Source organism: Candidatus Villigracilis affinis, assembly GCF_016705895.1.
Taxonomy (GTDB): domain Bacteria; phylum Chloroflexota; class Anaerolineae; order Anaerolineales; family Villigracilaceae; genus Villigracilis; species Villigracilis affinis.
Genome location: NZ_JADJKT010000006.1, coordinates 56,506 through 71,820, shown reverse-complemented (window position 1 = coordinate 71,820; position 15,315 = coordinate 56,506). Strand labels below are relative to the sequence as shown.

Genomic DNA, 15,315 nt, shown 5'->3' with positions numbered 1-15,315 from the left:
AAGGAGATACAAAATGAATTCAACTCGAAAGATTGCCGTGATTACAGGCGTGATTTTCATCATTGCGACTGTCCTGCCCATCCTGGCCTCGTCGCTCGTACCTGTCCTCACTGGTGCAGACTACCTCACTCAGTTATCTGCACATACGAACCAGGTAGCCGCAGGAGTGCTGCTCATTCTCATCGGGTACTTCGCATGTGCTGGCATAGCCGTCGTGATGTATCCAGTCTTGAAGAAGTGGAATGCGGGCCTAGCCCTTGGTTCTGTTGTTTTCAGGACCATTGAGACGGCCTTTTACATGGTCGGCCTCGTGTGCCTGCTGTCCCTTCTGACACTCGGCCAGCAGTTTACAACAGCGGGAGCTGCCGATCCTACGTCGCTTCAGGCTATCGGTAATTTGTTGGTGAGCGTACGCGACAACGCTGCGTTGGTGGCGGTATTCGCCTTCTGCCTGGGTGCATTTATGTACTACTACCTTTTCTTCCAATCACGGCTCATTCCCCGATGGCTGTCGGGCTTTGGAATCGTCGCGATCATCCTGATGATCGCGGCTTGCGTGTTAGCCTTGTTCAGCGGTAACCGTATTACCAGCTACATTCCCCTGGCGGCTCCTATCGCCGTGCAGGAAATGATTCTGGCGGTATGGCTGATCGTTAAAGGATTCAATCCATCTGTAATCGCTTCTCAGTCTGCGAAAACAGAGACGAACTAGCTTTTGAGCGCGGCATAGATTTGCACTAGCGGGGAGAGGGAGGGCTGAAAAACACTCCCTCTCAGCTATTTGTAAATGCTCGTGGAATAGACTTAAAAAGCGGGCACAACGCATTACAAGGAGAAAATAAAATGCTAAAAAAAGGTTCGATTGTTCTTTCAATATGGTGCGTCATCAACTTTATGCTCGCCTTGATCATATTGTGCTATGTCATCGTGCTCAAGAAAGACTCCCCAATTTTGCAGGTGGCGTCTTTTTCAGAAGCTGAAATTGCCAGCCTCAGTGCCAAGACCATTGCATCGCTCAATGCTTTTACGATCCTGTACAACTCTTGCTCACTGGTTGTCTCGATGCTGACGTGGCCGCTCATCCGCAAAAACCTAATTGCTGGTCAAAAATCGGCTTTCTGGACGTTAGTGTTTGTGATCGGCTTTATCGAAGTGATGGCATTTTTCGCTTCCGCATATATTGGGCATGGTCGCTGGCAGGTGAATGTCCTTCAGAGCGTTTTATACATTGTGGGCATTGGTCTGTCGGGCTATTCCCTATTCAATCGTAAATTGGCGTGAGCGTCTTGTTTACGCCAAAATCAATCACAATAAAAGGAGATAAAAAATGAATTCAATCAATAAGACCGCAAGAATGGCAGGGTTCCTGTATCTCATTTACATGGTGGTTTCCATCTTTGCAGATGTGGGGGTCGCTCCAAACTGATTGTCCTGGGAGATGCCGCCACAACCGCCAGGAACATCATGGCATCTGCGTTGCAATTCCGGGATCGGCTTTGTGGTCGATCTGGTTGGTGCGGTGCTTTTCCTTTTGACAGCCTGGGCTTTGTACGTATTGCTAAAGCCGGTCAATAAGAACATCGCTTTGCTGTTCCTGTTATTGAACCTGGGCGGTGTCGCCGTATGGTGTTTTAGTGATCTTTTTCTAATTGCCAGCCAGCTTCTTTTGAGTGGCGCTGATTACTTGAAAGTATTCCAGTCCGATCAACTGCAAGCCCTGTCCATGGCATGCCTGTATATCTACAAAAATGGGTTCTCAGGGGTCTCCCAGATATTCTTTAGCGCCTGGCTCTTTCCGCTGGGTTATCTTGTTTTCAAGTCCGGCTTCCTTCCCAGAATTTTGGGCATCGTGTTGATGGTTGAATGTTTTGGCTGGCTTTTGTTTCCAATTCAGTTCTTCTTTTTCCCGGGCAACTTAGTTCTGTTTTACCTGAGTTCTGCGGTTGGTTTTATTGGAGAATTTTCACTTATGTTGTGGCTTCTGATTATGGGTGCAAAGGATCAAAAACCAGCATGAGTTGAGGCTGGTTGCGAAAACAGCGACGAACGAGGTCTTGAACGCGGCATAGATTTGCACTATCGGGGGCCGGGGAGGGCCTTCAGCCCTTCCTAACCCGCTCCCCGCTCAACAACCATGTTTTGCTCGTGGAATAGACCTAGTAAAGCGGACACAACACGTCACAAGGAGAAAGCCAAATGTTAAAAAAAGGTTCGACCATCCTCTCAAAGAAGCTGTTCATACTAACTATTGGGGGCGGAGTAGTATTCTGGCTAACTACCATCGCAATTTCCCTGCTTCCCGTCGCAGCGGAGTATAGATCTGCCTTTTCAAAAGCGAATATTCAAACGGTTTGGGTTGCTTCTTTGCCTGCTGGTTTGATTATCGGATGCTGCGTCAGTTATTCTTTGCTTCGTTTTTTTGACAAGATTCCAACAAAGAATCCAATTCTAAAATCCGTGATAATAAGCCTCATCGCCCTAGTCATTATGACAATCCTAAACCTAGTTCCCTATAGTTTTCTTGGGCAGCGTGATATCTTGCATTACTTTCTCATCGGCATAATGCTTGACGCACCAAGGTTTCTCTTTCTTGGAATAGTTATTGGCTACCTCTACAGACGGCTGCACAAAGGATTCGATCCATCCGCAAATGCTTCCATGTCTCCTCAGGCGGAATAGGTGGATAACCATGGAAACCCAAGCCACAGGTCGAAGCAAGCGACAGACGTCACACGAGTTCTACAAGAAACTGTTTAAGTTGACTGGAGCGGGAGGCGCAGCTTTCTGGATAACTGACTTCGCAATCTCAGTGTCTCCCATCGCTGCGGAGTATAGAGCTGCTTTCTCGATTTCTAATCTTCCAATGGCTCTTGTTGAAGCTTTGGTTGGCGGTTTGATGATCGGATGCTGCGTCAGTTATTTCCTGCTGCGTTTCTTTGATAGGATCCCAACAAAAAATCCCATCTTAAAGGCATTGATTCTTAGCTTTGTCGCCATGTTGATGATCGAATTCCTTTCAACTCTTGTTGATCCAAACAATGCCTCTGTCTACCTTTTGATTGACACAGGAATGAACATGCCAAGGTTTCTTGCTCTTGGAATGGTTGTTGGCCATCTATACGATAAGCTCAATGGAGGCGCGCACTCATGAAAGCAATTGTCTGCACAAAATACGGTTCCCCGGATGTTCTTCAACTCCAGGAGGTGGAAAAACCTACTCCGAAGGATGATGAAGTCCTGATCAAAATTCATGCGGCATCCATAAATTCCCGTGACTGGCGTATGATGCGAGCAAATCCGTTTTTTATCCGCCTGGTGCCGGGAGGCTTTCTTCAACCCAAAAACAAGATACTCGGGGGTGATGTTGCCGGGCGGGTTGAGTCGGTTGGCAGATACGTCAAGCAGTTTAAGCAAGGCAATGAGGTTTTTGGGTACTTACCTAGTGCAACGGGTCGTGGCACTTTTGCTGAGTATGTATGTGCCGATGAAAATGCAATAACGCTGAAACCGGCCAATCCATCGTTTGAGCAGGCTGCAGCTGTACCGGTAGCAGGGCTGACTGCCTTGCAGGGATTACGCGACAAAGGAAGCATTCAGCCCGGGCAAAAGGTTTTGATTAATGGCGCCTCTGGTGGTGTGGGGACATTTGCCGTGCAGATTGCCAAAGCGTTCGGGGCGGAAGTCACAGCGGTGTGCAGCGCGAGGAATCTGGATATGGCGCGTTCGATTGGGGCAGACCATGTCATTGATTACACGCGAGAAGATTTCACTCGAAACGGTCAGCGCTATGACCTGATTCTGGCTGCGAACGGACATCATCCGATTTCAGATTATCTGCGTGCCTTAAGTCCTGACGGAATCTATGTCGTCGCTGGAGGTTCCATGCTTCAACTCTTCCAGGCTGCGCTCCAGGGACGACGGAACTCAAAGGCGGGGAGCCAGAAAACGTATGTTATTTCGCTGACGCAAAGCCAAAAGGATTTGATCTTTATGAAAGAACTCCTTGAAACTGGAAAGGTCGTCCCTGTGATCGATGGATGTTATCCTTTAAGTAAAACTGCTGAGGCTTTCCGATATTTTGAAAAAGTGCATGCCAGGGGGAAAGTAGTCATCACGATGGAAACTTCATAGCGAAACCTGACAAGGCGTGCGGAGAATACTTTTTGAAGTTTGATGAGCGTTGTATAATGGATTTATGTCTACGCCAATTTTGGCTACTAAACTTTATGTTCCCCCACCTCGGGCTAAAATTGTCCTTCGTCCCCGCCTGATCGAACAATTGAATAATGGATTACATCGCAAGCTGACCCTCATCTCTGCATCTGCCGGGTTTGGTAAAACCACGCTGGTCAGCGAATGGGTCGCCAGTTGCAGGCAACCGGTTGCTTGGCTGTCGTTAGACGAAGGGGATAACGACCCCACCCGTTTTCTAACTTACTTCATCGCTGCTTTGCAGAAGCTTGTCCGGAGCGAAGTCGAAGGGATAGCTCCAAATATTGGCGCGGGAGTATTGGGTGTACTCCAATCCCCTCAACCACCGTCAGCCGAATCGATTTTGACAACCCTGATCAATGAGATCACTACCATCCCCGACAACTTTATCTTTGTCATTGACGACTATCACATTATTGATTCCAAACCAGTAGACAACGCAATAACCTTTCTGCTTGAGCACCTGCCGCCACAGATGCACCTGGTCATCACTACCCGCGAGGATCCTCCGCTTCCGCTGGCTCGTTTGCGCGCCCGCAGCCAATTGACTGAACTGCGCGCCGCTGATCTGCGCTTTACCCCTTCCGAAGCTGCTGAATTTCTAAACCAGGCGATGAGCCTGCAACTCTCCGCAGAAGATATCGCCGCGCTGGAAACCCGCACCGAAGGCTGGATCACCGGCCTGCAGCTGGCCGCCCTGGCTTTGCAAGGATCACTTTCCATGCAGGGACACCCAGACACTTCCCGCTTCATCCAATCCTTCACCGGCAGCCATCGCTTTGTGCTGGATTACCTTGTCGAAGAAGTGCTGCGCCGACAGCCGGAACACATCCGCAGTTTCTTACTCCAAACCTCCATTCTCGAAAGGTTAAGTGGTTCTCTTTGCGATGCTGTCACTGGACAGAAGGATGGCAGAGGGATATTGGAAACCCTGGAGCGAGGCAACCTGTTCGTCATCCCGCTTGACGATCAGCGCCAGTGGTACCGCTATCATCACCTTCTCACCGAAGTTCTCCTCGCGCACGTGCTGGAGGAACAGCCCGGCCAAATCCCGCTCTTGCACAAGCGGGCAAGTGCCTGGTATGAACAAAACAACCTGCCAGCCGAGGCAATCCGCCATGCACTGGCCGCCAGGGATTTCGAGCGCGCCGCAGGGCTGATCGAAAAGATGTACCCGGCCATGGACAACAGTTTCCAGCACACCGCCTGGCTGGGTTGGGTCAGAAAATTGCCGGATGAAGTAGTGCGTGTCCGGCCGGTTCTCAGCGTTGACTATGCCAGGGCGTTAATGGATATCGGTGAGTTTGAGGCCGGCAAGCCCTGGTTGCAAAGCGCCGAACAATGGCTGGAAGGCTCAGCGGACGGGATGGTCGTGACGGACGATGAGCAGTTTGGAACCCTGCCAGGCATGATTGCCCTAGCTCGTTCCAGTCTTGCCCAATTTCAAGGAGATATCGAAGGTGCGGTGAAGTACGCCGAGCTGGCGCTTGAACTCAGCCCTGAAGAAGACCATATCAATCACGCCATGGCAGCCGTGACCCTGGGGACGGCCTACTGGGACCGCGGTGATCTGGACGGGGCCCAAAGGGCATTATCTGTTTGGATAGACTATTGTCAGAAGGTGGGCAACATCATTTTTGCCGTTGCCACCGGCGCCTACCTGGCAGAAATCATCGTTGCCCAGGGGCGCCTGCGCGAAGCAGAAAGAATCTACAAGCAGTCAATTCAGCTTGCCTCAACGCATGACCAAGTACGCCATGTAACTTCCAATTTATATTTGGGATTGGGTCTGCTGTGTCACGAGCAGGGCGATCAGCAATCCGCCGCCCAGCACCTGCGCAAAAGCGGGGAATTGGGTGAGCAGACTGCCTTAAATGACTGGCCCTACCGCTGGCGATTGGCCCAAGCCCGATTGAAAGAGGCCGAGGGAGATCTGGAGACTGCGCTTGACCTTTTGGATGAGGCCAGGCGTTTGTATGTCAAGACTTCCGTGCCAGATTTCCATCCCATCGATGCGTTGAAGGCGAGGGTATATCTCCGGCAGGGCCGGTTGAGCGAAGCCCTGGCTTGGGCGCGTGAGCGCGGCCTGTCTGTGGATGACGATCTCAGCTACCTGGGCGAGTTCGAGCATATCACGCTGGCCCGGGTACTCATCGCCTCGCATCAAAACGACCTGCTAGCTGGTTCCATTCATCAGGCATTCGCTTTGCTGGAGCGACTCCTGCAAGCGGCAGAAGCAGGCCGAAGGATGGGCAGCGTGATCGAAATCCTGGTGGTGCAAGCGCTCGCATTCCAGGCACAGGGTAATGTCTCCCAGGCTCTCGCGTCACTGGAGCGTGCTTTGGCACTGGCCGAGCCGGAGGGCTATGTCCGCATCTTTGTGGATGAGGGCGAGCCAATGCGATTGTTGATTGCTGATTTTCGATTGATAATTAAGAAACAATCGCCCCAGGATGCTCATCCGCTGTGCGAGTATGTGGAGCGACTTCTGGCGGCTTTTCCACAGTCATGCGCAGCCAATCCAAAATCCAAAATCCAAAATCTGAAACCCATCAGCTGATTGAGCCTTTGAGCGAGCGTGAACTGGAAGTGCTTCGGCTTCTCCGAACCGAATTGAGCGGCCCGGAAATTGCCCGCAGACTGATCGTGTCCCTGAACACCTTGCGCACCCACACCAAAAACATTTTCAATAAGCTTGGGGTGAATAATCGCCGGGCGGCTGTCCGTCGCGCAGAAGAGCTCAATTTATTCTAAAAAACAAAATTGAACAAACCCAGCCCTGACAGGAGTCTCAAACACCTGTCAGGGCTTTTTATTTTCCTCTCTACCGTACATCTCTCCAGATAATGCAGCGAGCTGCCGTAAATGCTCTTAGGCGGCGGGAAGCTTCTTGATCTGAAATTCCTAAACCGTTGCTCCCTGCCCGCAATGACATTTCAGGGATTTTCCACAACCTCCATAAAAATCACCACCTCAATCACCACATGATGTGATGACGTCTCACCACATTCTCTTGTATCCTTGGGTCGAAGCAAAGAACGAAGCCAGCGCTTTTGAAATCCATCCGCTCAAGAGGCACAGAATGAGTGAAACACCCACACCAATAAAAGCTCATCCCGAGCCTGAACTTTACGAAATCCGCGTCAGGGGACACCTGGATGCCCGCTGGGCCAACCAGTTTGAGGGCCTGACCATCACGCTGGAAGAGGACGGCGACACGCTTTTAACTGGTCCGGTGATTGACCAGGCCGCGTTGCATGGCTTGCTCAAAAAAGTGCGTGATTTAGGTTTGCCGTTGGTTTCGGTCAGTCCTCACAAACACGGCCCCTCAACTACATTCGGGACAGGCCAGGCGGACGCGTGAGCGGTCAGACGTCAAATAGTAAATGGATATAAGCTACTTGGAAAGGAGGTTTGCCTTTGATAACATTCCCAGCCCATTTCAACCCCCGCTAACCGGGTGGCGACCGCAATTTTATTCAAGTCCAAATTAATGAAACCCATCCATATCGTTCAAAAAAGGAGATAAAAATGAATACGACAAAAATCGCGAAGCTTGTACCCATGGACAAACCAAGCATTTGCAAGAAATCTGCTAGATGTGAGGATAATCCTAGCAGTGCTTTGGGTGGCTGGAATGTTAAGTAGTGTAAATGGAGATACGTACCGCTTATCTGCGGCTACCGGACCCCTCGGAGCAAATCCCGAATTCTTGTCGGTGTTCGCGGTGGTGATAGTGGGTCACATTTTTATGAGTGTCTTGACCCTGATGTTGAAGGCTCCCGTGAGTCGTTGGGCAAACCGCATCATGGGCATATTCTATGCATTGATTATTCTTGCTTTTTGGGTTTCAACTTTCGTATCGCGACTCCCTGGATATGAGATAGTTTGGGCCACAGGCCAACTTGTGTGTGCCTTACTGGTTGTTTGGTACGCTTGGAAGTGGACTAACTACCCTGAAGGTTAGCCCGGCAGACGCGTGAGCGGACCGATGTCAAATAGTAAAACTCATCGATAGCATTCAAAAAAAGGAGTAATAAAAATGAACTCAATCAAAAAGACCGCAGAAAAGATGGATACGAAAGTTCTGCTCTCAACATTATGGATCGTTGTCATGATTAATATGGCTTTTGCGGATATTCTGGGATTATTTATCCCTGGGGCCCTAGAGGAAGTGGCGAAAACCTCAGTCAGCACCGGCACCACGATTCCCCAGCTTATGCTGGGCGGCGCAATAATGTTGGAAATTCCGATTGCCATGATTTTACTCTCTCGAGTATTGAAGTTTAAGGTGAATCGTTGGACAAACATCATCGCAAGTGTATTTACTATTGTGTATGTTGTTGGTGGTGGAACACTATCTCCCTCATTACATATTCATAGCAACTATAGAAGTTGTGTGTATGTTACTCATTGTTTGGTTTGCATGGAAATGGACTAACCCTGATGTTTAGTCCTGCAAATGCACCAGATGTCAAATAGTAAAACTCATCCATATCGTTCAAAAAAGGAGAAAAACATGAAAACCTTGCAGAAATTAGGCGGTTTCGCCGCCCTGTATATGGCAGCCGCCCACTCGATCGGAATCGTTATCTTTATCGTCATCTTGGATGTTCTCAGTATCACCGACCCGGCTCAAAAGCTCGCCATGAACATCGAAAAACAGACGGTCATCTTCTCGACCAACCTGCTCATGTACGTGTTCTTTGGCTTTGCGCTGATCATCCTGTCGCTGGCGTTGTATGACCGCTTGAAGTCCGGCGCACCGGCGCTCATGCAGGTGGCTACTGCGATCGGAATCATCTGGGCTGGCTCGCTCATTGCCAGCGGCATGGCCGCAAATGCGGGACTCGCTACTATCGTCGCGCTCTACGCCAAAGACCCGACCCAGGCTGCGTTGACCTTTCAGGCGATTGAGGCCATCACAAACGGGCTGGGCAACGCCAATGGCGAAATCCTCGGCGGACCTTTGACGCTGTTGGTCAGCCTGGCGGCGATGCGGACAGGCGGGCTTCCCAAGGGGCTGAACATCCTCGGCGTGTTGGTCGGCGCGGTGGGCATCATCACGATCATCCCAGCGCTGAACGCTTTAGTTGCTGTGTTCGGCCTGGGTCAGATCATCTGGTTCGTCTGGCTGGGGATCGCCATGCTGCGCAGCAACCCAAGCACGGTGGCGCAAAAAACAGATGCGTTCATGTCGCGCCACAGCACAACAAACATCTAGACTTCAAGTTTCAACAGCAAACAAGAGTATCAGAGAGGGTGAGAGTCAACCTCTCCAATTTTGAAAAGTAATCCAGGAGGAATACTCATGAAAGCGATTGTATACACAAAATACGGACCACCTGATGTCCTTCAGCTAACAGAGGTAGAGAAACCTGCGCCCAAGGACAATGAAATACTGGTGAAAGTATATGCGACAACAGTATCATCAGGGGTGTTGTGGGCTCGAACTGGCAAACACCCAGATTCCAGATTTTTTACCCTCGCGGTGCGAATGGTGTTTGGTCTCACAAAACCCAAAAATAACATACTGGGGTATGAGGTATCCGGTGAAGTTGAAGCTGTGGGCAAAGATGTAAAACTGGTTAAGAAGGGTGACCAGGTTTTTGGAACTACCACTGGGTTGGAGGCCGGTGCTTATGCCGAGTATGTATGTCTGCCTGAGGAATGGAAGCAAGGAGTAGTAGCCAAGAAACCTGCGAATATGACCTATGAGGAAGCCGCCGCCGCTCCTATCGGAGGTATGGCAGCGTTATATCTTCTTGGAAAAGCAAATATCCAGAGGGGACAAAAAGTCCTTATCTATGGCGCTTCTGGAAGTGTAGGTACTTTTGCGGTGCAGATTGCCAAGCACCACTTTGGGGCAGAAGTAACCGGAGTGTGCAGTACTTCGAATTTAGAATTGATACGCTCTCTAGGAGCCGATAAAGTAATTGATTACACCCAAGAGGATTTCACCCGGAGCGATGAGAGCTATGATGTTATTTTTGACGCAGTGGGCAAGATTTCGTCTTCACGCAGTAAAAGCTCCCTGAAGAAAAAAGGAATATATCTAACCGTCAAATCCCCGACAAGCGAAAAGGACGAATATCTGATCTTGCTCAAAGAACTTATTGAGGCGGGAAAGATAAAGACGGTCATTGATAGACGCTATCCATTAGTACAGATCGCTGAAGCTCACCGGTATGTCGAAAAAGGACACAAAAAGGGAAATGTGGTAATAACTTTGGAGGAACCTTTATGAAAGCAGTTATATACACAAAATTTGGCTTGCCCGAGGTTCTTCATCTTCAAGAGGTGGAAAAACCCACGCCTAAAGATAATGAAGTCCTAATCAAGATATCTGCGACAACCGTCGTAAAAGAAGACCCAGACATGAGGGCTTCCCCAGGTTTTAATGGATTCCTGAAACCCAGAAATCCGATCCTGGGGCAAGAGTTGGCTGGGGAAATTGAATCTATCGGCAGAGATGTGACCCGATTCAAACCCGGCGACCAGGTATTTGGCTTCGACATGTTTGGCGCGTATGCTGAATACAAATGTATGCCGGAAAACGGGGCATTGGCTATCAAGCCGGTCAATCTGAGCTATGAAGAAGCTGCAAGCATCCCGAATGGGGCATTAACCGCACTGCCTTTTCTTCGAGACAAAGGCCAAATCCAGAGCGGACAAACCGTGCTGATCTATGGGGCTTCCGGCTCGGTTGGCGCGGCAGCGGTGCAACTTGCCAGATACTATGGAGCGAAGGTCACCGGGGTATGTAGTACTGCGAATTTGGAATGGGTCAAATCTTTGGGAGCCAATCAGGTCATTGATTACACCCAGGAGGATTTTACCGAAAACGGCAAGACCTATAACATTATTTTTGACACGGTCGGCAAGCGTTCATTTTCAGAGTGCAAAGGCTCGCTGACGGATGAAGGCATCTATCTTGCTACGGTCCCTACTCCGGTAATGATGCTTCAAGCGTTATGGACTGCAAAGAGCGGCAGCAAAAAGGTAAAGTTTGTGGCTGCGGGTTTGAGGCCAGCAAGTGAAAAGATCAAGGACCTTGTCTTCCTCACCGAGTTGATTGAGGATGGGAAGCTAAAACCGGTCATAGACAGGTGCTATCTGTTGGAACAGATACACGAGGCGCACCGCTATGTCGAGCAAGGCCACAAAAAGGGCAATGTGGTTATCACAGTAGGAATTAACCACAAAGAACAAGGAGAGAAAAAATGACCAATCGAAGTTAAATCTTTATCAGGTTGTTGGAAATTTGGTTTTAATTTGCAACAGTTGAAATATAAAGGAGAAATACAAATGAATGAGTATTATTTAGTTTTCATGGTCATAATAGCCTGGATAATCTTCCGTTTATTCTTTTGGCAACGGAAAAACTACGGTTATAAATGTCCCCATTGCCACGCTGAGTTCCAGCCAACGAGTTGGTCAGTCTACCTGGGACCTCACATCATTTTTCGTAGGTACGTCAAGTGTCCGCAATGCCATAAACTAGGATGGGCTTCGGTGATACACAAGTAAGCAAGCCTTGTTCGCGCTGGCATTTCTAGCTGTGTTCCGCGAAGGTATCGAGTTGGCGTTATTCCTGCTCGCCGCAAGGTTGACATCCAGTCCGTTGCAGACGATAACGGGCGCATTGCTTGGATTGATTAGTGCAGGAGTTTTGGGATGGATATTGTTTACATCAACAATGAGACTCAGCCTGCGTAATTTCTTTGGTGTAACCAATATCCTTCTGATTATTTTTGCGGCGGGTCTGGTTGGGTTAGGAGTTCACGAATTTAATGAATCAGGCGTTATCCCTTCGGTGATCGAGCATGTCTGGGACTTCAACGGAATTCTGAGCGATAAGAGTGAGATGGGGTTGCTTCTCAAAGCGCTGGTCGGGTATAACGGCAATCCATCTCTGACGGAAGTCGGCGCTTACATTAGTTACATGGCGGTTCTGGTTGTCCTACTGATGACCCAGAGGAGGAAACGAAACTCAGCGAGTGTGACAATAAGATAACAAAATGCCTTTAGAATGAGGTGCTTTCTATTCGTGTCTCGCTTTAGAGGTTTAGTTCATAATAGCAGCGGTCTTTTTTCTTTACCCCATCATCAACTTCAGGTAGTACTACAACGCTACAACGCCTCCGCCAGATGCAGCGATCGTATCTCTTCACTGCCCGACATGTCTGCGATAGTGCGTGCCAGTTTTAGGATGCGGTGATATGGCTCGCGCGTACAAAAAGATTACGCCCTCCAAAATTGGAGGGCGTAATTGCACTACATAGAAAATCAATTACCAACCAACGGTAATTTTTTCAGCCATTACTTTTCAACCAATTCCTTCAAGACAAAGTCCGCACCATCCACACGAGAAAGTTGTGTGCCTGAATCTTTGCTGACATACCCAACCTGATATTTACGTGTATGGTCACCATTCACTAGACGCGGATAACGCACAACTGTCCAATCCAGGTCTGATATCTGGATCACCGTTACATTTTCTGCCGAATCCAACACTACATCCTTTGCCAATACATTAAGTAGAAAGCCAATAAAATGGTCAATTAATTTTAGTTGATGTTCCGATTGAAAGATCTGCGGCAGCCGATCATGCAATTTGCTTTTCATTCAGTTGACGTTTGAATACAATACTCAACAGGACACTATTGATGATCAACACCAGCCAATCAATGGAAATGACCGCGACTTCAAAGCGATCCTGTCGATCTAGCCCATAATTGATCGAGATCAGGGTCAAGGCAAACATGGTCAAAAGGAAACTGATGACAAATACCCAGCGGACAGCAACTTCCAGACGGTTCTTGTTGACAAACACAGGCGCCATGAACAGGAAAGAGAGACTCATCAACAGATAGCCCAATTCCTCCATAACAATGAAGACCCCGTGTGCGTTGTATTGGGTCAACAAGGTGATCCCTTCCGTTTCCCCGCTCATCAGGCTGATCGGGACGACCGAGAACTGCACAAAATAATCGCCCACCAGAACCATTGTCGCCAGGAGCGCAAAGGACAATCCGATCTGGCTGAAGATCTTCCTTTGGCTGGAGGCGTACACATGAATGGAAACCATCAGCACCAGATAGGATAGGGTTAGGATGATCGCAAGCGGCATCCAGAGATAGTCCTTCGGAAATTGCGACAGGGTGTTCAAGTACGGATACTCGATGCAGAGATCGCCGCAGTTTGCTCCGGAGATGGGAATGGCGGTGATCGCAAAGCCGAAGGTGACCACCGTCATGAACACAGTGAAGATCGCCGTATAGAATCCAACCTGGTGGGAAATTGTATGTTCAGAGCCGTTGTCGGAAACTTGTGTAGTTGCCATCGTTCCTCTTTTCTTTTTGAATACTCACTGTCCTCGAGCGCGAATATATTCGCTGACATCCACGTTGTAAACTGTTTCTTCAAGTGAAAAATATGCCCAGGGACTGCCCTGATCCAGCCAGGTGGCGGAGCTGACCGCGCTGATCTTCATATCCGGCAGAGTATTCCCTGGTTCATTACGCGTGATCCACAAGATCTTGGATTTGCCCTCGCCAGCTTCGCGGTAGCGCATGGCTTCCATTGTGTCGATCAAACCGGTTTGTGGATTGAAACGCACGACGAAGTTCTCGACTTGATCTTCGAACGGCACGAACAACAAAGCGGTGTTCTCATCCACCGCCTGCCAGCGGACCCGGGAATCGGTCAGCCAGATTGAAGGGAACCATCCCGCCTCCGCCCAGACCGCCAGATTCGCGCCTTGGTTGGTGTTTGGGTCATCATGAAATGTACCCATTGGGCTCTCAAAGAAACTTTCGCCTTCCAGATAGCCTTCGTTTACCTTTAGGAAAGGCAGTCCCAAAAAGGTGGCTTCGATGTAGTGGCGATAATCTTTTCCAGCATTATGGACAAAGACGAAGCGCGCCGGAAGCCAGACACCGAATGGACGAATCTTTCCGCGCCCGATGAACACGGCAGTCTCGATTACGGGAATCTGGTCACCATACACAGTGCGATAAAAGCGCTCAACGGGTGCAGGCAAGCCGCCTGGAAGTGAAACAGTTTTCGGGTCCGTTTTTTGAAGTGTGGGCATAGAAAAGGATTTGGGTTGTATGTTCAATCCGATCCAGCCGATGAGAATAAAGGCTGCGAAGATAGCAGCAAGGATATATAGGATTTTCATTTTCTCTCTTCATGAACAGGTGGCTAGACGCCATCCCTGGAATTTCCCAAACGGAACAGTCGGATGGTGAACATGACCATCCAAGCCATAGATAATAATCCGCCTGGCATGGCAAAGGCTGTTGCTGTATCTTTTATGTTGGGTGCAAAAGTCACCAAAATAATATAGAGTAGGATTAAGGTACTACCAGCAATCCCCAAGTACGAAGTAGCTTTGCTAAAAACCTTCCCTGTTAACATGGTGAATGACATGATCAGACCTGCGATGTTTGGCAATAGAAAGCCTATAAATACTCCTAAACTACCATGTGTACCCCTTGCAAGCATGGCTTCACCTGCGGCGGCAAGTAAAGTTTTTTGGGACTCTGTTGTTGCGGCGGCGTATTTATGACTTAGTTCAAGCATGGGCAGGGCAGTATTTGTTGTGACAAAAATTGTCGTCCCTACCAGAAAAATGATCAAGGCAAGCAAGGCATACGCAATATTTGTCTTGCGATGGGCGGCAAAAAGCGCAAAATAAGCGGGAATAAAAATCATTTGATTGATGATGTTCAACAGGTCGAGATTGTAGAGACCAAGTAAGGGATTTATTTGAAATTGTGCAAATCTGTCAACGGCTGTTTGTGGCAGAGCGGATAAATTGCCACCCGTCACAGAACCAAAGATTACATCCAGCACAATCCCGATTAATGCAATGATGGTGGCAATACCACCAAAGATATGGACACTTTTCCATTGACGTTCATTTTGATTAAGATCAGACATTTGTATTTTCCTTCTTCAGCAGATTTACTCCAGAAAACGAATGACAATCGCGATCAGGATTGCCAGTGATGCGCCCAGGTAGATCTAACGAATGTAGGTCAAGGTAATCTTTCGGGGAACATTTACAGCTCGCGCCACAGTGTTGCTCATCCT

At 48.9% G+C, this 15,315-nt stretch carries 18 protein-coding genes and 1 pseudogene; 14 read left to right on the top strand and 5 right to left on the bottom strand.

Going from position 1 to position 15,315, the window contains the following annotated elements; genetic code table 11:
• Window positions 1–13 precede the first annotated feature (13 nt).
• The 14 genes from IPI86_RS04165 (at window position 14) to IPI86_RS04100 (ending at window position 12,229) form a co-directional block, all read left to right on the top strand.
• On the top strand, window positions 14–712 hold the full coding sequence (locus IPI86_RS04165; protein ID WP_345296726.1) for a DUF4386 domain-containing protein: 699 nt from the start codon (window positions 14–16) through the stop codon (window positions 710–712).
• A gap of 131 nt (window positions 713–843) precedes the next feature.
• On the top strand, window positions 844–1,281 hold the full coding sequence (locus IPI86_RS04160; protein ID WP_345296725.1) for a hypothetical protein: 438 nt from the start codon (window positions 844–846) through the stop codon (window positions 1,279–1,281).
• A 157-nt stretch (window positions 1,282–1,438) separates the two neighbouring features.
• Entirely contained in the window at window positions 1,439–2,017 is a 579-nt protein-coding gene (locus tag IPI86_RS04155) for a DUF4386 domain-containing protein (protein WP_345296724.1), read from the top strand.
• Between the two features lie 179 nt (window positions 2,018–2,196).
• On the top strand, window positions 2,197–2,679 hold the full coding sequence (locus IPI86_RS04150) for a hypothetical protein (protein WP_345296723.1): 483 nt from the start codon (window positions 2,197–2,199) through the stop codon (window positions 2,677–2,679).
• Window positions 2,680–2,689: 10 nt separating this feature from the next.
• Window positions 2,690–3,151 (top strand): hypothetical protein, encoded by a 462-nt coding sequence (locus IPI86_RS04145; RefSeq protein ID WP_345296722.1) that lies wholly within the window; start codon window positions 2,690–2,692, stop codon window positions 3,149–3,151.
• Window positions 3,148–4,131, top strand: a complete 984-nt coding sequence (locus IPI86_RS04140) for an NAD(P)-dependent alcohol dehydrogenase (protein WP_345296721.1) — start codon at window positions 3,148–3,150, stop codon at window positions 4,129–4,131. Before IPI86_RS04145 ends, IPI86_RS04140 begins: the two co-directional genes overlap by 4 nt.
• Before the next feature lie 64 nt (window positions 4,132–4,195).
• On the top strand, window positions 4,196–6,772 hold the full coding sequence (locus IPI86_RS04135; RefSeq protein WP_345296720.1) for a tetratricopeptide repeat protein: 2,577 nt from the start codon (window positions 4,196–4,198) through the stop codon (window positions 6,770–6,772).
• Complete coding sequence (locus IPI86_RS04130; protein ID WP_345296719.1) at window positions 6,721–6,966, top strand: LuxR C-terminal-related transcriptional regulator; 246 nt, start codon at window positions 6,721–6,723, stop codon at window positions 6,964–6,966. Before IPI86_RS04135 ends, IPI86_RS04130 begins: the two co-directional genes overlap by 52 nt.
• 328 nt (window positions 6,967–7,294) lie before the next feature.
• Complete coding sequence (locus IPI86_RS04125; RefSeq protein WP_345296718.1) at window positions 7,295–7,576, top strand: hypothetical protein; 282 nt, start codon at window positions 7,295–7,297, stop codon at window positions 7,574–7,576.
• Window positions 7,577–8,254: 678 nt separating this feature from the next.
• A complete protein-coding gene (locus tag IPI86_RS04120) occupies window positions 8,255–8,653 on the top strand; it encodes a DUF6326 family protein (RefSeq protein ID WP_345296717.1) in 399 nt (132 codons plus the stop codon).
• 78 nt (window positions 8,654–8,731) lie between these two features.
• On the top strand, window positions 8,732–9,436 hold the full coding sequence (locus IPI86_RS04115; RefSeq protein ID WP_345296716.1) for a DUF4386 family protein: 705 nt from the start codon (window positions 8,732–8,734) through the stop codon (window positions 9,434–9,436).
• An 87-nt stretch (window positions 9,437–9,523) separates the two neighbouring features.
• Entirely contained in the window at window positions 9,524–10,459 is a 936-nt protein-coding gene (locus tag IPI86_RS04110) for an NAD(P)-dependent alcohol dehydrogenase (RefSeq protein ID WP_345296715.1), read from the top strand.
• Window positions 10,456–11,439: an NAD(P)-dependent alcohol dehydrogenase gene (locus tag IPI86_RS04105; protein WP_345296714.1), complete on the top strand. Its 984-nt coding sequence runs from the start codon at window positions 10,456–10,458 to the stop codon at window positions 11,437–11,439. Before IPI86_RS04110 ends, IPI86_RS04105 begins: the two co-directional genes overlap by 4 nt.
• 310 nt (window positions 11,440–11,749) lie before the next feature.
• Window positions 11,750–12,229, top strand: coding sequence for an FTR1 family protein (locus IPI86_RS04100; RefSeq protein ID WP_345296713.1), 480 nt, complete (start codon window positions 11,750–11,752; stop codon window positions 12,227–12,229).
• A gap of 116 nt (window positions 12,230–12,345) precedes the next feature.
• Here IPI86_RS04100 and IPI86_RS04095 read toward each other — a convergent pair.
• The 5 genes and pseudogenes from IPI86_RS04095 to IPI86_RS04075 form a co-directional block, all read right to left on the bottom strand.
• Window positions 12,346–12,435: pseudogene (locus IPI86_RS04095) on the bottom strand (hypothetical protein); the annotation flags it as partial.
• 99 nt (window positions 12,436–12,534) lie between these two features.
• Entirely contained in the window at window positions 12,535–12,840 is a 306-nt protein-coding gene (locus IPI86_RS04090) for an NAD(P)H-binding protein (RefSeq protein WP_345296712.1), read from the bottom strand.
• Window positions 12,821–13,558, bottom strand: coding sequence for a hypothetical protein (locus tag IPI86_RS04085; protein ID WP_345296711.1), 738 nt, complete (start codon window positions 13,556–13,558; stop codon window positions 12,821–12,823). The genes IPI86_RS04090 and IPI86_RS04085 overlap by 20 nt, the downstream gene beginning before the upstream one ends.
• Before the next feature lie 24 nt (window positions 13,559–13,582).
• Window positions 13,583–14,398, bottom strand: a complete 816-nt coding sequence (locus tag IPI86_RS04080) for a DUF6544 family protein (RefSeq protein ID WP_345296710.1) — start codon at window positions 14,396–14,398, stop codon at window positions 13,583–13,585.
• Between the two features lie 23 nt (window positions 14,399–14,421).
• A complete protein-coding gene (locus tag IPI86_RS04075) occupies window positions 14,422–15,162 on the bottom strand; it encodes a DUF4386 family protein (protein ID WP_345296709.1) in 741 nt (246 codons plus the stop codon).
• Between the last annotated feature and the right edge of the window lie 153 nt (window positions 15,163–15,315).